Annotated in this window: 17 protein-coding genes; 14 read left to right on the top strand and 3 right to left on the bottom strand. The window is 70.2% G+C overall.

The window, feature by feature from the left end; all coding sequences use genetic code 11:
- Window positions 1-130: 130 nt before the first annotated feature.
- The 5 genes from ACTJLF_RS19435 to ACTJLF_RS19415 all read left to right on the top strand — a co-directional run bounded on the left by ACTJLF_RS19435 (window position 131) and on the right by ACTJLF_RS19415 (window position 4,540).
- Complete coding sequence (locus ACTJLF_RS19435; protein ID WP_440883734.1) at window positions 131-1,486, top strand: phenylacetate--CoA ligase family protein; 1,356 nt, start codon at window positions 131-133, stop codon at window positions 1,484-1,486.
- A 62-nt stretch (window positions 1,487-1,548) separates the two neighbouring features.
- Window positions 1,549-2,733: a DesA family fatty acid desaturase gene (locus tag ACTJLF_RS19430; RefSeq protein ID WP_440883733.1), complete on the top strand. Its 1,185-nt coding sequence runs from the start codon at window positions 1,549-1,551 to the stop codon at window positions 2,731-2,733.
- Window positions 2,734-2,792: 59 nt separating this feature from the next.
- A complete protein-coding gene (locus ACTJLF_RS19425) occupies window positions 2,793-3,176 on the top strand; it encodes an RT0821/Lpp0805 family surface protein (RefSeq protein WP_440883732.1) in 384 nt (127 codons plus the stop codon).
- Window positions 3,177-3,200: 24 nt separating this feature from the next.
- A complete protein-coding gene (locus ACTJLF_RS19420; protein WP_440883731.1) occupies window positions 3,201-4,175 on the top strand; it encodes a hypothetical protein in 975 nt (324 codons plus the stop codon).
- Complete coding sequence (locus tag ACTJLF_RS19415; protein ID WP_440883730.1) at window positions 4,172-4,540, top strand: protealysin inhibitor emfourin; 369 nt, start codon at window positions 4,172-4,174, stop codon at window positions 4,538-4,540. Before ACTJLF_RS19420 ends, ACTJLF_RS19415 begins: the two co-directional genes overlap by 4 nt.
- A gap of 30 nt (window positions 4,541-4,570) precedes the next feature.
- Here ACTJLF_RS19415 and ACTJLF_RS19410 read toward each other — a convergent pair whose 3' ends face one another.
- Complete coding sequence (locus ACTJLF_RS19410; RefSeq protein ID WP_440883729.1) at window positions 4,571-5,410, bottom strand: universal stress protein; 840 nt, start codon at window positions 5,408-5,410, stop codon at window positions 4,571-4,573.
- A gap of 9 nt (window positions 5,411-5,419) precedes the next feature.
- Complete coding sequence (locus ACTJLF_RS19405; RefSeq protein WP_440883728.1) at window positions 5,420-5,719, bottom strand: hypothetical protein; 300 nt, start codon at window positions 5,717-5,719, stop codon at window positions 5,420-5,422.
- A gap of 124 nt (window positions 5,720-5,843) precedes the next feature.
- Here ACTJLF_RS19405 and ACTJLF_RS19400 point away from each other — a divergent pair, with 124 nt between their 5' ends.
- A complete protein-coding gene (locus ACTJLF_RS19400) occupies window positions 5,844-7,688 on the top strand; it encodes an adenosylcobalamin-dependent ribonucleoside-diphosphate reductase (protein ID WP_440883727.1) in 1,845 nt (614 codons plus the stop codon).
- Window positions 7,689-7,724: 36 nt separating this feature from the next.
- Here the strand turns inward: ACTJLF_RS19400 and ACTJLF_RS19395 are convergent, their stop codons facing one another.
- Window positions 7,725-8,972, bottom strand: a complete 1,248-nt coding sequence (locus ACTJLF_RS19395; protein WP_184606623.1) for an MgtC/SapB family protein — start codon at window positions 8,970-8,972, stop codon at window positions 7,725-7,727.
- Window positions 8,973-9,075: 103 nt separating this feature from the next.
- Between ACTJLF_RS19395 and ACTJLF_RS19390 the strand changes: the two genes are divergently transcribed.
- From ACTJLF_RS19390 to ACTJLF_RS19355, 8 genes are all read left to right on the top strand, one after another.
- A complete protein-coding gene (locus tag ACTJLF_RS19390; protein WP_440883726.1) occupies window positions 9,076-10,113 on the top strand; it encodes a zinc-dependent alcohol dehydrogenase family protein in 1,038 nt (345 codons plus the stop codon).
- 58 nt (window positions 10,114-10,171) lie between these two features.
- On the top strand, window positions 10,172-10,552 hold the full coding sequence (locus ACTJLF_RS19385) for a hypothetical protein (protein ID WP_440883725.1): 381 nt from the start codon (window positions 10,172-10,174) through the stop codon (window positions 10,550-10,552).
- A gap of 14 nt (window positions 10,553-10,566) precedes the next feature.
- On the top strand, window positions 10,567-11,247 hold the full coding sequence (locus tag ACTJLF_RS19380) for a PRC-barrel domain-containing protein (RefSeq protein WP_440883724.1): 681 nt from the start codon (window positions 10,567-10,569) through the stop codon (window positions 11,245-11,247).
- A gap of 104 nt (window positions 11,248-11,351) precedes the next feature.
- Window positions 11,352-11,582 (top strand): hypothetical protein, encoded by a 231-nt coding sequence (locus tag ACTJLF_RS19375; RefSeq protein WP_020723310.1) that lies wholly within the window; start codon window positions 11,352-11,354, stop codon window positions 11,580-11,582.
- Window positions 11,583-11,607: 25 nt separating this feature from the next.
- Window positions 11,608-12,834, top strand: coding sequence for an SAM-dependent methyltransferase (locus ACTJLF_RS19370; RefSeq protein ID WP_145760003.1), 1,227 nt, complete (start codon window positions 11,608-11,610; stop codon window positions 12,832-12,834).
- The gene (locus ACTJLF_RS19365; protein WP_440883723.1) at window positions 12,831-14,192 is read left to right on the top strand and encodes an FAD-binding oxidoreductase; all 1,362 of its coding nucleotides are present in this window, start codon (window positions 12,831-12,833) and stop codon (window positions 14,190-14,192) included. Before ACTJLF_RS19370 ends, ACTJLF_RS19365 begins: the two co-directional genes overlap by 4 nt.
- Window positions 14,193-14,341: 149 nt before the next feature.
- On the top strand, window positions 14,342-15,181 hold the full coding sequence (locus ACTJLF_RS19360; RefSeq protein WP_145760005.1) for a universal stress protein: 840 nt from the start codon (window positions 14,342-14,344) through the stop codon (window positions 15,179-15,181).
- Between the two features lie 79 nt (window positions 15,182-15,260).
- On the top strand, window positions 15,261-16,841 hold the full coding sequence (locus ACTJLF_RS19355) for an AAA family ATPase (protein WP_440883722.1): 1,581 nt from the start codon (window positions 15,261-15,263) through the stop codon (window positions 16,839-16,841).
- Window positions 16,842-16,844: the final 3 nt, after the last annotated feature.

The following is a 16,844-nucleotide window of genomic DNA, read 5'->3' as shown; positions in this document are numbered from 1 at the left end:
CGTCGCGCCGGCATGGGCGCAAGCTCCATGGCCGAGGAACCCGCCATGGATACCCGTTCGCCCGGAGCCGCGCCCGATGCCGCCGATCTTTGATCCGTGGCGGGCCTGTGTGGTTGCGGCCGAGGTATCGATGGCCACGAATGCGGCTGCGGGCTCGCTCGCCGCGATGCGGTCGCAGCGATTGGCGGAGCTGCTCGCCGCGGCGGCAGCGCATTCGCCACGCTACCGGCGCCTGCTGGCCGGCTGCGATCCGGCCACTGCGCGGCTGGAGGAGCTGCCGGTGGCCCGCAAGGCGGAACTGATGGGCGACTTCGCAGGCTGGGTCTGCGACCCGGCGTTGTCGCTGCCGGCGCTGCGACGCTTCCTCGCCGAACCGGCGAACATCGCGGCCGACTGCCTGGGCCCCTACACGGCATGGGAAAGCTCCGGCAGCACCGGCGAGCCCGCGATCTTCGTGCAGGACGCGCGTGCGATGGCCGTGTACGACGCGCTGGAGGCGTTGCGCAGACCGCTGCTTCGGCCCTTCGAGCGGCTGCTCGACCCGTGGAGCCTGGGGGAGCGCATCGCCTTCGTGGGCGCGACCGGCGGGCATTTCGCGAGCACGGTATCGGTCGAGCGGCTGCGCCGCCTGCAGCCCGGCCTCGCGTCCCGCCTGCGCGGCATTTCATTCCTGCAGCCGCTGGACAGGCTCTGCGACGAGCTCGATGCCTTCAATCCCACGGTGCTGGCCACCTATCCGAGCGCCGCCATCGTGCTCGCGCAGGAGCGGGAGGCTGGCCGGCTCAAGGCAGCGCCGCGCGAGATATGGACCGGCGGGGAAACGCTCTCTGCAGCCGGACGCGCCTTCCTGAAGGAGGCGTTCGCCTGCCCGGTCGCCAACAGTTATGGCGCCTCGGAGTTCCTGTCACTGGCGTTCGAATGTTCGCTGGGCGTGCTGCACCTGAACAGCGACTGGGCGATCCTGGAGCCGGTCGATGCCCAGGGCCGGGCAGTGCCGGCCGGCCATGCCGGTATCACGACCCTGCTGACCAACCTGGCCAACCACCTGCAACCGGTGATCCGCTACGACCTGGGCGACAGGGTCAGGCTGCTCGATGCGCCCTGCGGGTGCGGATCGCATCTTCCGGTCATCGAGGTCCATGGGCGCGACGACGACACCCTGTGCCTCGCGGCCGGTGTCGGCATGCCGGCGGTGAGGGTGGTTCCGCTGGCGGTGAGCACCGTCCTCGAGGAGGAGGCGGGACTTTTCGACTTCCAGCTGGTGCAGCAGGGGCCGCGCGAGCTGCTGCTGAGGAGCCGCGGGCAGGGACAGAAGATGCAGCGGACCCTGCGCAAGGCGCGCGCGGCGCTCGCGGCGTTCCTCGAGACGCAGGGCGCGAAGGGCGTGCGCATCGAGTGCCGCGCGGGCGAGAGCACGCAATGCGGCCGCAGCGGCAAGTTCCGGCGGGTGATCTCGCTGAACGCGAAACCGGACGATGCGTGTTGACGTGCATCAAGGTGCGCGCCCCCGCAGTACGCAGAATCGCCGGCACTGTTCAAGAGGTACGAATGCAATCCCTGCTCCATTCCGGCGTGCTGGATCTTCCGTGGTGGGGCGTGCTGCTGGCCGCGCTCGCGCTCACGCACGTCACCATCGCTTCCGTCACCATATTCCTGCACCGCCACCAGGCCCACCGCGCGCTCGATCTGCACCCCGTGGCGAGCCACTTCTTCCGCTTCTGGCTCTGGCTGACCACCGGCATGGCGACCAAGGAGTGGGCTGCGGTGCACCGCAAGCACCACGCCAAGTGCGAGACCCCGGAAGACCCGCACAGCCCGCAGGTGCACGGGCTCAACCGCGTGCTCTGGGGCGGCGTTTTCTATTACGTGCGCGAAGCCAGGCGCGCCGAGACCCTGGAGCGCTACGGCCACGGCACGCCTGACGACTGGCTGGAGCGGCACGTCTATGCGAAGCACAAGACCCTGGGTATCGTGCTGATGGGCGTGGTCGACATGGCGCTCTTCGGCGTCGTGCCCGGCGCGCTGGTGCTGCTCACCCAGATTGCGTGGATCCCGTTCTGGGCGGCTGGCGTGGTCAACGGCATCGGCCACTACTGGGGCTACCGCAACTGGCCGGCGCGCGACGCCAGCACGAACATCTTTCCCATCGGCATCCTGATCGGCGGGGAGGAGCTGCACAACAACCACCACGCCTTCCCGGCGTCGGCGAAGCTGTCGAGCAGGTGGTTCGAGTTCGACATCGGCTGGCTCTACATCCGCACGCTGCAGGCGCTGGGCCTGGCCCGCGTGAAGCATGTGGCGCCCACGCCGCGGCTGGTCGCGCCCAAGGCGAACGTCGACCTGGCCACGGTGCAGGCGATCATCCGCTGCCACTACGACGTGCTGTCGAACTACACGCGCTCGCTGAAGAAGGCCTGCGTGGCCGAGCTCGACCGCCTGCGCGGCATCTCGCCTGAAGCTGCGCGCGCCCTGAAGGCCGTCAAGCCCTGGCTGGGCAAGGACCAGGGCCTGCTCGGACCCTCGCGGCACCGGCAGATGCTGCAGGCGTTGAAGGCCTCGCAGGCGCTGGCTACGATGTATTCGATGCGCGACGAGCTGGCTGCACTGTGGAGCCGTTCCAGCGCCACCGGCGAGCAGCTGGCCAGGCAACTGCAGGACTGGTGCCAGCGTGCCGAGGCGAGCGGCATCGCGCCATTGGCGGATTTTTCGCGCCGGCTGCGTTCCTACGCCTGAACGCACTTGAAAGCGCCGGCGCCGAGGAGCTGCGAATGAAGCGTTGCCCGGCGCCTCCGATGTCCCTCGCCGTTGCTGTCGCTATCTCGGCTGCTGCCCTGGTAGCCGCATGCGGCGGCTTTCCGGCCGCAGCGCCGGGCGGAGCCATGCTCACCGGCTCGATCGCTTCTTTCGTGCCCGGCAGCGTGGCGGCCCGCGCGATGGACGACAGCGACCGCCGCCGCGCGGCGAGCGCGCTGGAGAGCCTGGGCAACGGCGAGTCGTCGGCCTGGCACAACCGCGACACCGGCGACAGCTTCGTGTTCACGCCCACGCGCAGCTTCGAGCGCAGCGGCGCCCGCTGCCGCGAATTCCGCCTCGAAGTCGTGGTCGGCGGCCGTCCCGACGGCATCGCCGGCAGCGCGTGCCGCCAGCCCGACGGCTCCTGGCGCACCGGGGCCTGAGACAGGCAGAGGCAGGGCCGGACGATGGCCACGAGGTTCGATGTCTGCAACGGCGATGCCGACGGCCTCTGCGCGGCCGTGCAATGGCGGCTGCACCGGCCAGGCACCGTCCGGCTGGTGACGGGCCTCAAGCGCGACATCGCACTGCTCGGCGGCGTCTCGGCGGGGCGCGGTGACGAGGTCAACGTGTTCGACCTCTCGATGCTGCGCAACCGCGCCGACCTGCTGCGGCTGCTCGGCGAGGGCGCGCGCGTGCGCTACTTCGACCACCACGCCGCGGGCGAGGTGCCACGGCATCCGCAGCTCGAGGCGCACATCGACGAGGCGAGCGCGGTCTGCACCAGCCTGCTCGTGGATCGGCACCTGGGCGGCGCATGCCGCGCCTGGGCGCTGGTGGGGATCTATGGCGACAACATGGCGGCCGTGGCCGACCAGCTGGCGCTCGACGGCGGCTTCGAGCCCGGCGATGGTGCGGGGCTGCACCGGCTGGGCATGCTGATCAACTACAACGCCTACGGCGAGCATGAGCGCGACGTCCGCATCCCGCCGCGCCTGCTCTACGCGCTGATGCTGCGCTACCGCGACCCGCGCGACATGCTGGCGCACGAGAGCATCGTCGACGAGATCGATGCGGTGCGCCAGGCCGACCTGCGCCGGGCCGTGGGCACCGCGCCGATCTGGCAGGGCGAGGAGGGAAGCGTTCGCGTGCTGCCCGATGCGCCCTGGAGCCGTCGCGTGCAGGGCTGCCTGGCCAACGAGCTGGCGAGCAGCGAACCCGGGCTCGCGCATGCGGTGCTCGTGGCGCGGGAAGAGGGTTACGTCGTCAGCGTCCGCGCGCCGCAGGCGCGCCCGCACGGCGCCCACGCGCTGTGCAGCCGGTTCGGTGGCGCGGGCCGTGCGCGCGCAGCCGGCATCGACAGTCTGCCGCTCGGGGAGCTGCCGCGCTTCGTCGCGGCGTTCGCCGCAGCGTCTTGGGGCCGCAGTGCCGCAGCGCCATGATCGATCTGCCGCCAGCCCGCCGCATCCGGGCCGTGTGCATTGCGCGCGAAGGCGGTTTTGCCTGGACTCCAGGTCTCTCGCGGCCGCGCAGCGTCGTGCTCGATGGCGACGGCGGGGCCACGAGGCAGCGCCTGATGCAGATGCTGCGGGAGGCCGCGGAGCGCGGCTGCGAAAGCGGCCCCGGCGTGCAGGGTGCCGACCGGCGCCGCTACCGCGTCGAGATATTCATCGACGAGAACGACAACGACGGCGACGACGTTGGAGCAGGGGGGCGCGGCGATGGCCCGGTCCCGGCTGTGGTCTTCGAGGTGCCCGAGGAGCAGGCGCCCGAATCGCTGCTCCGGATATGGAAGGAGGCTGGATGAGTTCCGGCGGAACAGGTCCCAAGGCAGCGCTCAGTGCGCCATCCAGACCGGAACCGAGGCCCGCTCCAGCACCGTGCGCGTGGCGCCGCCCAGCATGAGCTCGCGTGCCGGACTGTGGCCGTAGGCGCCCATGACGATCAGGCCCGCGCCGGTCTCCTGCGCGAGCGAGAGCAGCGCCTCGCCGGCATGCCTGTCCTCCGCCAGCGCCTTGTGTTCCCGCAGCTGCCCGACGCCGTGCAGCCGCAGGTAGTCGCGCAGCCTCGACATCGTCGTGCCGTGTTCGGGATCCGAGGCGCTCACCGGGGCCACGAGGTGGACCTCCTGCGCCGAGCGCAGCAGGGGCAGCGCGGTCTCCAGCGCACGGGCCGCCTCGCGCGCGCAGCGCCATGCGACCAGCACCCTGCCCGGGTTCGGTGACACCCTGCCCGCGAACGGGACGACCAGCGCCGGCTTGCCGCTGGCGAGCACCACCGCCTCGACGAAATCGGCCGGGACGTCGAAGCCGGCCTTGTCGCGCGGATCGCGCTGTCCCAGCACCATGAGATCGCTGGTCAGCGCATGCTGGACGAAGCTCTCGACGACCGGCTCGCCACGCAACTCGTGCCAGTCGCTGCGGCTGGCGTGGTCCTGCAGCAGGCGCTCGAACATCGCGGCCGCATGGGCGCGGTGGTCGGGGTCGATGTCGCCGGCCATCGGCATCGGAGGCAGGCCGCCGATCATCGGCAGCACCGCCAGCACCGAGGGCGACACCGCGAAAAGCGCGGTCAAGGCGGACCCGTGCAGTGCCGCGAGGCGGTGCGCAAGGCGCAGTCGCACCTCGGCACGGTCGGTGCCATCGAGATGGACGAGGATCGAACGCAGCGTGCTCATCTCGGGTGCTCAGGCTGTGCGAGCGGCGGACGTACGGTCGGCGGCCGGTCCCATGGAGGAGGACATGGAGGACATGGCGGGCATGCCCGGAATGCCGTGCGCGGGCGCGACTTCGCCGGTGTCGAACCAGCGGCAGATCGAATCGGCACCCAGCCTCCGCGGCTGCCGCTCGTACAGGAAGCCCCGTGCGACCTCGCCGGACAGGTTGACGGGAATGCCCGCTTCCTGGAGCAGGGCGATGCGTCCCGGCTCGGTGGTGCCTGAGGGAATCCGGACCGTGATGTCGGCAAGGCGATAGTGGCTTGGCATGGTGCTTCTTCTCCTGGTTGTGGCTGTCCGGTTGAATCTAGGAGTTCGAGGCGGCCGGGGTCTTGCGATGGATCAAGGCGGTCCCCGGATGCGTGTCCATCATGGGTGCTCCACCCGTGCGTCGATGGCCATGACCAGTTACACCGCCGACAGCCCAAGCCCGCCCGAACTGCCGCTGCAGCCGATCTGCCGCGACGTGCTGATGGAGAAGTACGCGCAGGAGGGCGAACACGGCATCGACGACATTCATCGCCGGGTGGCGCGGGCGCTGGCCCAGGCCGAGAAGCCCGGTGAGCGGGAGACCTGGGCGGCGCGCTTCCTGCAGGCATTGCGTGACGGCTTCCTGCCCGCGGGGCGCATCCAGGCCGCGGCGGGCACCACGCTGGCTGCCACCCTGATCAATTGCTTCGTGCAGCCCGTGGGCGATTCGATCATCGGCAACGACGAGGGCTATCCGGGCATCTACATCGCGCTGGCGGAAGCCGCAGAGACCATGCGCATGGGTGGCGGCGTGGGCTACGACTTCTCGCGCATCCGCCCGCACGGGGCCTGGGTGGCCGGCACGCGCTCCAGCGCCTCGGGACCCGTGCCGTTCATGCGCGTCTTCGATTGTTCGTGCCGGACCGTGGAATCGGCCGGAGCGCGACGGGGTGCGCAGATGGCCGTGCTGCGTTGCGACCATCCCGACATCGAGGCCTTCATCGGCGCGAAGGACGACGGCGAACTGAGCAACTTCAACCTGTCGGTGGCGCTGACCGACGCCTTCATGCTGGCCGTGCTGGACGACAGGGAGGTCGAGCTGGTGCACCGGGCCGAGCCCGGTCCGCGCATCCGCAGCGCGCAGCAGCACCGGCGCGAGGACGGGCTGTGGGTGTACGGCCGCCGCCCCGCGAAGGCATTGTGGGACCGCATCATGCGCTCGGTCCATACACACGGCGAGCCGGGCGTGCTCTTCCTGGATCGCATCAATGCCGACAACAACCTCTACAGCTGCGAGACGCTTGCCGCTGCGAACCCCTGCGGCGAACAGCCCCTGCCGCCTTACGGCAGTTGCTGCCTGGGGTCGATCGACCTGACCCGTTTCGTGAGGGACCCCTTCGAGCCGGGGGCGCGCTTCGACGATGACGCCTTCTCCCGGCTCGCCGCGCTGGCCGTGCGCATGCTCGACAACGTGCTGGACATCACCGCCTGGCCGCTGGAGCGCCAGGGTCGCGAGGCGCTGCTGAAGCGGCGCATCGGCCTGGGCTTCACCGGGCTGGGGGATGCGCTGGTCATGCTCAACCTGCGCTACGACGAGCCGCAGGGCCGCGCCACCGCACAGCGCATCGCGCGCACGCTGCGCGATGCGGCCTACGCCGCTTCGTGCGCGCTGGCCCGCGAGCGCGGGGCGTTCCCGCTCTTCGATGCCGGCACGTACCTCGGGTGGGGCACCTTCGCGTCGCGCCTGTCCGAGCCGATGAAGACGCGCATCCGCGCCTGGGGCATGCGCAACTCGCACCTGCTGTCGATCGCGCCCACGGGCACCATCAGCCTGGCCTTCGCGGACAACGCGAGCAACGGCATCGAACCGGCCTTCGCGTGGAGCTGCACGCGGCGCAAGCGCCTGCCCGAAGGCGGGACGCGGGAGTACGAGGTCGAGGATCACGCGCTGAGGCTGTATCGCCAGCGCAGGGGCGAGCGCGCAGCGCTCGGGCCGGCCTTCGTCACCGCGCTGCAGATGAGCGCGAAGGCGCATGTGGACATGGCGGCGGCGGTGGCGCCCTACATCGATGCCGCCATCTCGAAGACGGTCAATGTGCCGGTCGACTGCGCCTACGAGGACTTCAAGGAACTCTACATGCAGGCCTGGCAGCTGGGACTCAAGGGCCTGGCCGCCTACCGATCGGGCTCGGCGGCGCAGGGCTCGGTGCTGGAAGTGCGCACGCGGCCGGCGTGCAGCGGCTGTGCGGCGCCGGTGGCTGCGGCTTGAGACGGCTTGGTGGGGCTCGATGCGGCTCGATGGGGTTCAGGCCCGCAGCCAGGCGGCCGCGATGCATGCGCAGCCCAGGCTGGTCACCAGTGCTGCGCCCACGCGCAGCGCGTAGGCGCGGCCGCCCGCGCCGAGCGCCACCGCGCACCGCGTGAGCGTGTTGGTTCCCACCGCCACCAGCACACCCTGGATGAACAGGTCCGTCGTCAATGTGCCGGCGGCGTGCAGCGATGCGAGCGAAGCCACGGGAGCGTGCGCATCCACCAGGGCCGCGAGCGCAATGCCCGCCTGCAGCCCTGCATCGCCGAAGTGCCGCTGCGCCGAGCCCACCAGCAGCGCGACGAGCGCCAGCGCGAGCGCGACGGCCAGAGCCTCGCGCGGACGCAGCGCGCTGCGCTGCGTGGCGGGCGGCTCGACGGCCGCGGCGTCGCGCGACGTCAGCAGCGGCAACAGGCCGGCGGCCACGGCGCCCGCCGCACCGGCCAGCGCCACGGGCACCAGGGCGGCCCCCGCCTGCGGTGACAGTGCGCTCGTCATCGCGATCGCCAGCACCCAGGTCGCCACCGCCGACAGCGCCGCGGCGCCGGCCAGCAGCCCGGTATGCAGCGGCTGCGCCCGCGCGCGGTTGCCGAACGAGGCCACGGTGGCGGTGCTGGAGACGAAGCCGGACGCGAAGCCGGCACCCAGCAGGCCGCCGCGCACGCCGAGCCAACGCACGGCCGCCTGCCCGGCGGCCTGCATCGCCATGATCAGCAGCACCATCGAGGCCAGCGGCCGGGGGTTGATGCCGCCAAGCACCTCGATGGGCCGCGAGGGGATGAGCGGCAGCGCGATCAGGGCGAGCGCCGCCAGCAGCACGCCGTCGTGCAGCTCCTGCTCGCTCAGCAGCTGCGTGGCGAACCGGTGCAACCTTCGGCGCGCCGCCAGCAGCAGCGCCAGGCCCGTTCCGCAGGCGGCACCCAGCGCCGGTTCGAGAACGCTCAGCACGCCGACCAGGTAGGTCGCGAAGAGGGCGATCTCGGTGGTCATGCCCGGGTCCAGCGAGCGGCTCTTCCAGTGCGACACCGCCGCCAGCGCGGCGACCAGCACGCCTCCGATGGGCACCAATGACGGGACGGGGAGGATCTGCGCGACGGCGCCGGTCAGCGCCACGATGGCGAAGGTGCGCAGCCCCGCCGCCGCGCGGCGGTCGCCGTCGCCCTTGCGGCGCTCGCGCTCGATGCCGATCACGAGGCCGACGCCCAGGGCCACGGCGAGTCCGACGATCGCGGCCGACGAGTTCATGCACGCAGTCTCTCCGGCCGCCTGGCCGCGTCAAGGCGCGCGAGCCGCAGTCCCTTGCGCTGGATCAAGGCAGCTGCCTCTTCGGGGACCTAACGTGCGGGGCATGAAAGCACTCGTCTACCAGGGCCCCGGCCTGAAGTCGCTCGAAGACCGCCCGAAGCCGGAGATCCAGGCGCCGGGCGACGCCATCGTCCGGATTCTCAAGACCACCATCTGCGGCACCGACCTGCACATCCTCAAGGGCGACGTGCCCAGCTGCACGCCGGGACGCATCCTCGGCCACGAGGGCGTGGGCGTGATCGAGACCGTGGGCGCGGGCGTGACCGCGTTCCACCCCGGCGACCACGTGCTGATCTCGTGCATCTCCTCGTGCGGCAAGTGCGAGAACTGCCGCCGCGGCATGTATTCGCATTGCGCCACCGGCGGCTGGATACTGGGCAACACCATCGACGGCACGCAGGCGGAGTACGTGCGCATACCGCACGCCGACACCAGCCTCTACCCCGTGCCGCCGGGCGTGGACGAGGAAGCGCTGGTGATGCTCAGCGACATCCTGCCCACCGGCTTCGAGTGCGGCGTGCTCAACGGCAAGGTGGCGCCGGGCAGCACGGTGGCCATCGTCGGCGCGGGCCCGATCGGCCTGGCCACGCTGCTCACGGCCCAGTTCTACTCGCCCTCGCAGATCATCCTCGTGGACCTCGACGAGGGAAGGCTGGAGGTTGCACGCCGCTTCGGCGCGACGCACACGGTCAACAGCACCGGCGGCAACGCGGCGGAGTCGGTGCTCGCGCTGACCGGCGGACGCGGTGTCGACGTGTCCATCGAGGCCGTGGGCATCCCGGCCACCTTCGTGCTGTGCCAGGACATCGTGGCGCCCGGCGGGACCATCGCGAACATCGGCGTCCACGGCCATGCGGCCGATCTCCACCTGGAGCGCCTGTGGTCGCAGAACATCGCGATCACCACGCGGCTGGTGGACACCGTCTCGACGCCGATGCTGCTGAAGACGGTGCAGTCGAACAAGGTCGACCCGTCGAGGCTGATCACGCACCGCTTCAGACTGGACCAGGTCATCGATGCCTACGACACCTTCTCTCGCGCGGCCGAGACGCATGCGCTGAAGGTCCTCATCGAGGCATAGCGCCCGGGGCCTTGCCCTTCCTTTCTCGCCTCTTCATTTCTCTGAACGGATCCGAGCCATGTCCCTTTTCCACGCCGTCGCCTGGGTCGATCACCACGCCGCGCAAGTCTTCCAGTTCGATGCGTCCCAGGTCCTCGCGCAGCAGGTCAGGGAGCACGCCCGCTACACGCGCCAGCACGGCAGCAGCGTGCGCAGCGAACACGAATTCTTCGGCGAAGTCTGCGACGCCATGAAGGGGGTCGCGCAGGTGCTCGTCACCGGTTCCCACACGGCGCAGGCCGACTTTCGCCACTATGTCGACAAGCACAGGCCCGAACTGGCACGGCAGATCGTCGGCTGGGAGACGGTGCAGCGCATGAGCACGAACGAGCTCGTCGCACTGGCGCGCCGGTATTTCGCGGTGCACGAGGGCATGGCCGCGCCCATGAAGGCGGGCTGATCGGGAGGCGCGGCGTGAATATCCGCCACTTCGCCACGCTGGGACTGGTGCCGGCGCTGGTCGCCGCGGGCACAGGCATCGCGGTCGCGCAGGTGGCCGGCGTCACGCATGCGGGTGCGACCCTGACGGAGACCGGCCAGCTGATCTCGGGATGGAGCGCAAAGCAGAGCATCCTCGGGCAGGCCGTGTACGACGCCTCGGGCGAGCGCATCGGCAGGGCACTCGACCTGATCGTCGCGCCGGACAGGCGCGTGACCTTCCTGATCGTCGAGATCGGGAACTTCCCTTCGGGTTCGCGGCACCTGGTCGCCGTACCGGCCTCGCAGCTGGTGGTGCGCGGCGCCCGCCTGCTGCTGCCCGATGCCGATCGCCAGGCACTGGCACTGCAACCGGCGTTCGTCCATGCGCCGATCACCCGCACGCAGAGTGCGATCGTCGAGCAGGCGCTGCAGGACGTCGACCGGGCAGGGCGGACCCTCGCGCGGCTGGAGCGCCAGCTTGCGCTCGGCGAGGGCGGCAAGGCCCGCGCGAACCTCGAAAGACAGATCCTCGTGCTGCGGCAGGCCTCGCAGGCGGTGGAGCAGAAGGTGGCCGAGATGGATGCCGCCGACGCCGATCATTGGCAGGCCGTGGAGGCTCAGACCAGCCAGGCGGCGGCGCGGCTGCGCAGTGCGATGCGCGACGCGCCGGCCTGAAATAGGCGCAAGGCATGCAGCGTGGGCTTGATGTGTGTCAAGCCGCAGCCGCGGCATGTGCCTAGGATGAACTCGGCTCTCGAAGACCCAAGGAGAAAACCCTCATGCCCGCGGAACCCTTTCCTTTGATCCAGGCGCAGCCGGTCCCCCTGGACGGCAACTACCTCCAGGCCCTCGTGAACTGGCAGATCGCGGTTGCGGGCAGCGCGTTGCAGGTGCAGTTGCGGCAACTGGAATTGATGACCGACTGGCAGCGCTCCTTCGGCGCCGTGCAGCGCGAGCTCACGGACCAGTGGATCTGCAGGTTCGGCGGCGGCGTGCCGCTGGACGGCTAGGCGAAAGCGGGACCGGACGCGCCCCATGACGCTGTCGCCGCCGCTGCGCCACATGCTCGACGACCTTGGCCGGCGGTCCGCGGCCTGCTTCGCCATCGCGATGCCCGATGGCAGCCGCCACCGTGTGGGCGAGGGCACGCCGGCCTTCACGGTCGTCTTCCACACCGAGGCGGCCCTGTTCGCCACCGCGACGCGCGGCCACATCGGCCTGATGGAAGCCTATTTCGAGCGGGAGGTGGATGTCGAAGGCGATTTCGGCGCCGCCCTGGCCGCGGGCATGGCGGCCGGCTTCGATCATCGGGCGGGCGCGCTCAACGGCATCGAGAACAGCCTGCACGAGTTGCGGCACTCGAACCGGGACCCCGTCCATGCCAAGGCCAATGCCCGGGCGCACTACGGCCTGGGCACCGGCTTCTACCGCCTGTGGCTCGACGATCCGCTGATGATGTACACCTGCGGCTACTGGCCCGAAGGCACGCGCAGCCTCGAGGAGGCGCAGCGCCGCAAGATCGACCACGTCTGCCGCAAGATCCTCCTGCGGCCCGAGGACCGCTTCATCGACATCGGCTGCGGCTTCGGCGGCTTCATGTTCCGCGCCCAGGAGAAGGTCGGCGCCACGGGCGTGGGGCTCAACACAGCCACCGAGCAGGTCGAGTGGCTGCGCGACGAGATCGAGCGGCGTGGCCTCGAAGCCTCGCTGCAGGTGCGCGAAGCCGACTTTCGCGACGTCGACGAGCAGTACGACAAGGTCGTCTCCATCGGCACGCTGGAGCATGCGGGCCGCGACCAGCTGCCCGAGGTGGTCCGGGCCCATGCGCAGTTCCTGAAGCCCGGCGGGCTCGGCATCCTGCATTTCATCGGCCATGTGGGCCGCTTCGAGACGGAGCTCTTCATCCGCAAGCACGTGTTCCCGGGCGGCTGGATACCCAGCCTCGCCGACGTGATCATGGAGATGGAAGGCAACGGCCTGGAGGTGCTGGACATCGAGAACCTGCGCAGGCACTACGCGCCCACCCTCGATGCCTGGGCCGAGCGCTTCGAGAAGCATTGGCCCGCGATACAGCGCCTCGATCCGCAACGCTTCGACGAGCGATTCCGGCGAATCTGGCGCACCTACCTGGTCGGCTGCGCCGAGATGTTCCGGTCGCCCGCGGGCTACACGCACCTTTTCCAGATCGTCTTCAGCAAGGGCAACGTGACGCCGCGGAGCTACCCGATGGACCGTGCACACCTGTACGTGCCCGGGCCATGATCCCCGGCAGCGAAGCGCGGGCCCACGAGGCCCGCAGGAGCCGTCTGCTGGATGCGCTGCGCGAGAGCGGCACGGGCTCGGGGGCACCGATCGCATTGGCCAAGCGCACGTCGAACCTGTTCCGCGACCGCGAGGCCGGCGCCCGGCGAAGGATCGACCTCGGCGAGTTCGACCATGTCATCGATGTCGACGCGGCGCGCGGCACCGTCGAGGTCGAAGGCATGGCGACCTACGAGACTCTGGTGGACGCCACGCTGGCGCGCGGCGTGATGCCGGCGGTGGTGCCGCAGCTCAAGACCATCACGGCGGGCGGGGCGGTGGCGGGCGTGGGCATCGAAGCAAGCTCGATGCGCCACGGGCTGGTCCACCACACGATGCTGGAGCTCGACGTGCTGCTGCCGGACGGCCGCATCGTCCAATGCACGCCCGACAACGAGCATCGCGACCTGTTCTTCGGCCTCCCCAACTCCTATGGCTCGCTGGGTTACGCGCTGCGGCTGGTGTTGCGCACGCAGCCCGTGCTGCCCTTCGTGCGGGTGGAGCACATCGCCTGGGAGCATCCGAGTGAATTCTTCGGGGCCCTGGCGGAGGCGGCACAAGGCGATGCGGACTTCGTCGATGCCGTGGTGTTCGGCTCCCGTTCGATGGTGCTGAATGTCGCGCGCTTCGAGCAGGCCGCGCCCTGGGCGAGCAACTACGAATTCGAGCGCATCTACTACCGCTCGCTGCTTGAGATGCCCGTCGATCACCTCGCCGTGCGCGACTACCTGTGGCGCTGGGACACCGACTGGTTCTGGTGCTCGCGCAACTTCGCGGCGCAGAACCCGCTGGTACGGCGACTGTTCGGCCGCAGCCATCTCAACTCCCGCACCTACACGCGGCTGATGCGCATGAACGCACGCTGGGGCCTGACCAGGCGCTTGTCCGCGCTGCGGGGGATGCACACCGAATCGGTGATCCAGGACGTCGACATTCCGATCGGCCGCGCACGCGACTTCCTGGCGTTCCTGCTGCGAGATATCGGCATCCTTCCGGTCTGGATCTGTCCGGTGCGGGTGCCCCAGCCGGGCGCAGCCTTCGTGCTCTATCCGCTCGATGCGGGCACGCTGTACGTCAACTTCGGCTTCTGGGACGTGGTCGAGCGCCGGGACGCGTACGAAGCGGGGCATTTCAACCGGCTGGTGGAGCAGGAGGCGCTCCGCCTGGGCGGCATCAAATCGCTCTATTCGGACAGCTTCTTCACGCGCGAGGAGTTCGACCGCGCCTACGGCATGGCTGCCTACGAGGCACTCAAGCAACGCTACGACCCCGAGGGGAGGGCACCGCGCCTGTACGAGAAGTGCGTGCTCAAGCGCTGAGCCCGACACGGACTTGATCGTCGTCAACCTCCGTGCCCACACGGGGCGCGAACATGGACGCGGGGCCGGCATCTCCTTTCGCTAGTTGCTTCCGGCATTTCCTTCCGATTTCCGCGTCGCGACCCGGCGCACCACCTTGCGGGGCAGACATGAATTTCAGAACCATCCTCGTCCACCTGGACCGTTCCGATCGCAGCCCGGTGCGTGCGGCACTGGCCGCCCGGTGGGCGCGTTCGCACGAGAGCCACCTGACGGGCCTGATACCCACCGGCCTCTATGACGGCGTTATTCCCGCCGATGCCATCGCCACCGGCATGACCGACTACATCGCCGAATCGGCCGACTACCTGCGCCGCCGCGCCGAGGCCATCGCGCGGGAGTTCAGGCAGGACATCGCAGCCACGGGGCCGCTGTCGTACGAGGTGCAGCTGGTCGATGGCGTCACTGAGGACGCCGTGGTGCGCTACGGGCATGCCAGCGATCTCGTCGTGGTGGGGCAGGGCGACGATTCGACCCGGCGGGACACCACGGTGCACGACCTCGCCGAGCACGTGCTGATGGAAGTCGGCCGGCCGGTACTCGTGGTTCCTTCGGCCGGCGAGTTCGACGGGGTGCCGAGGAACATCGTGGTCGCCTGGGACGGTTCGCGCGAGGCGGCCGTGGCCCTGCACGCGGCCTTGCCCGCCCTGCGCAGTGCGCGCGTCACGCTGCTGTCGCTGCGCCATCCGCGCGACGAGGACGGCGCGCAGCGCCTGCTGATCCACGACATGATCCAGTTCCTGCAGCGCCACGGCGTGCAGGCGCGGGCCGAATCCGAAGTCACGGAGATCGGCATTGCGGACGCCTTGCTTTCTCGGGTGTCCGACTTCGGCGCCGACCTCCTCGTGATGGGCGCCTACAGCCATTCGCGCCTTCGCGAGCGGATACTGGGCGGTGTGACGCGCCAGATACTGTCGCAGATGACCGTGCCCGTGCTGATGGCGCACTGAGTCGGGTCTGCGGGGTCTTCCGGCGCTGCGCCTGCACCCCGTCATCCCCTTTCGGGCTCCACCCGGCTGAAGCCGCCCCATGGACACCACATTGATCGACGCCCTGCGCGCGCAGCTGCAGCGCGAGACCGGACAGCCCGTGGCGCTGGTCGAGACGCACATTTCGTGGGTGCTGCTGACGCCCACGCAGGCCTTGAAGCTCAAGAAGCCGGTGCGGCTGCCGTTCCTCGATTTCGGCACGCCGGAGTCGCGCAGGCACTTCTGCGAGGAGGAACTGCGCCTGAACCGGCGCTTCGCGCCGTCGCTCTACATCGACGTGGCGCCCGTTTGCGGCACCCCGGAGTCGCCGCACATCGGCGGCGGCATGCCGATCGACCATGTGGTGCGCATGCGGCGCTTCGACGAGTCCGCGCTGCTGCGCAACCTGGTGGCGGCGGACGCGCTGCAGCCCCGGTTGCTCGATGGCTTCGCACAGCGGCTGGCCGGCCTGCATGGACAGGCGCCGCGCGCGGCCCCGGTCTCGGGCTTCGGCGCGCCCGATGCGATCGTCCAGGCGGCGGCCGAGGTGCTGGCCTCCCTGCGCGCCCAGGTGCACGAAGGCGAAGGCCGCAAGGACGAGGGCGCTCGTGCCGCATCGCTGGCCGATATCGGCCGCTGGATCGAGGACCAGGGCCACGCGCTGCGCATGGCCTGGATCGCCCGGCAGCAGGCCGGTGCCGTGCGCGAATGCCATGGCGACCTGCACCTGGCCAACGTGGTGCTGGTCGACGGCGCGCTCACGCCCTTCGACTGCATCGAGTTCGACCCGGCCCTGCGGTGGATCGACGTCATGAGCGACGTTGCCTTCCTCGCCATGGACCTGAAGGCCCACGGCCATGGCGAGCTCGCGTTCCGCTTCCTCGATGCATGGCTGCAGCACAGCGGCGACTACGCGGGATTGCAGGTGCTTCGGTTCTACGAGGTCTACAGGGCGCTGGTTCGGGCCATGGCGTCCGGCCTCATGCCAGGCGAACCTGGTGAGCCGGGCGATCCGGACGCAAGGAGGAAGGGGCCCGATTACCTTGCATGCGCGCGGCAGCTGGCCGCGCCTTCGGAAGCGGGCCCGCGGCTGCTGATCACGCACGGCTTCTCGGGTTCAGGAAAGTCCAGCGTGGCCCGGCAGCTCCTGTGCGCCGCCGGCGCCGTGAGGGTGCGCTCCGACGTGGAGCGAAAGCGCCTCTTCGGCCTCGCACCGATGGAGCGCTCCGCCGCCGCAGGGCTGGACATCTATGGCGCGGAGGCGACCCGCCGGACCTTCGAGAGGCTGCGTGCCTGCGCCCGCGATGCCCTGCTCGCGGGCTACCCGGCGATCGTCGACGCGGCGTTCCTGCGCAGCGCGGAGCGGCGCAGCTTCGAGGCCCTGGCCACGGAACTGCGCGTGCCCTTCTCGATCCTGGACTGCAGCGCCACGCCGGCCACGCTGCGCCACCGCGTGACCGAGCGGGAGGCCGCGGGCGCCGACGCATCGGAAGCCGGGCTGGCCGTGCTGGAGCGCCAGCTGGCCACGCACGAGCCGCTGGATGCGGACGAACGCCGGGCCGCGATCGAGGTGTCCACCGAAGAGCCTGTCGACATCGCGCAGCTGCTGGCGCAATGGCGCTCGGCGGGCTTCGGCTGGTGACCC

The organism is Variovorax sp. 22077 (genome assembly GCF_052044195.1).
In the GTDB taxonomy this organism is placed as follows: Bacteria; Pseudomonadota; Gammaproteobacteria; order Burkholderiales; family Burkholderiaceae_C; genus Variovorax; species Variovorax atrisoli.
Note: the sequence above shows the minus strand (reverse complement) of the source record. Positions and strands in the feature narration are given on the sequence as shown.

Coding starts and splice junctions, on each gene's coding strand:
- ACTJLF_RS19385 (WP_440883725.1), top strand. CDS start 10,172: ATGTCCCTTTTCCACGCCGTCGCCTGGGTCGATCACCACGCCGCGCAA.
- ACTJLF_RS19430 (WP_440883733.1), top strand. CDS start 1,549: ATGCAATCCCTGCTCCATTCCGGCGTGCTGGATCTTCCGTGGTGGGGC.
- ACTJLF_RS19390 (WP_440883726.1), top strand. CDS start 9,076: ATGAAAGCACTCGTCTACCAGGGCCCCGGCCTGAAGTCGCTCGAAGAC.
- ACTJLF_RS19395 (WP_184606623.1), bottom strand. CDS start 8,972: ATGAACTCGTCGGCCGCGATCGTCGGACTCGCCGTGGCCCTGGGCGTC.
- ACTJLF_RS19405 (WP_440883728.1), bottom strand. CDS start 5,719: ATGCCAAGCCACTATCGCCTTGCCGACATCACGGTCCGGATTCCCTCA.
- ACTJLF_RS19360 (WP_145760005.1), top strand. CDS start 14,342: ATGAATTTCAGAACCATCCTCGTCCACCTGGACCGTTCCGATCGCAGC.
- ACTJLF_RS19435 (WP_440883734.1), top strand. CDS start 131: ATGGCCACGAATGCGGCTGCGGGCTCGCTCGCCGCGATGCGGTCGCAG.
- ACTJLF_RS19365 (WP_440883723.1), top strand. CDS start 12,831: ATGATCCCCGGCAGCGAAGCGCGGGCCCACGAGGCCCGCAGGAGCCGT.
- ACTJLF_RS19375 (WP_020723310.1), top strand. CDS start 11,352: ATGCCCGCGGAACCCTTTCCTTTGATCCAGGCGCAGCCGGTCCCCCTG.
- ACTJLF_RS19355 (WP_440883722.1), top strand. CDS start 15,261: ATGGACACCACATTGATCGACGCCCTGCGCGCGCAGCTGCAGCGCGAG.
- ACTJLF_RS19400 (WP_440883727.1), top strand. CDS start 5,844: ATGGCCATGACCAGTTACACCGCCGACAGCCCAAGCCCGCCCGAACTG.
- ACTJLF_RS19420 (WP_440883731.1), top strand. CDS start 3,201: ATGGCCACGAGGTTCGATGTCTGCAACGGCGATGCCGACGGCCTCTGC.
- ACTJLF_RS19415 (WP_440883730.1), top strand. CDS start 4,172: ATGATCGATCTGCCGCCAGCCCGCCGCATCCGGGCCGTGTGCATTGCG.
- ACTJLF_RS19425 (WP_440883732.1), top strand. CDS start 2,793: ATGTCCCTCGCCGTTGCTGTCGCTATCTCGGCTGCTGCCCTGGTAGCC.
- ACTJLF_RS19410 (WP_440883729.1), bottom strand. CDS start 5,410: ATGAGCACGCTGCGTTCGATCCTCGTCCATCTCGATGGCACCGACCGT.
- ACTJLF_RS19370 (WP_145760003.1), top strand. CDS start 11,608: ATGACGCTGTCGCCGCCGCTGCGCCACATGCTCGACGACCTTGGCCGG.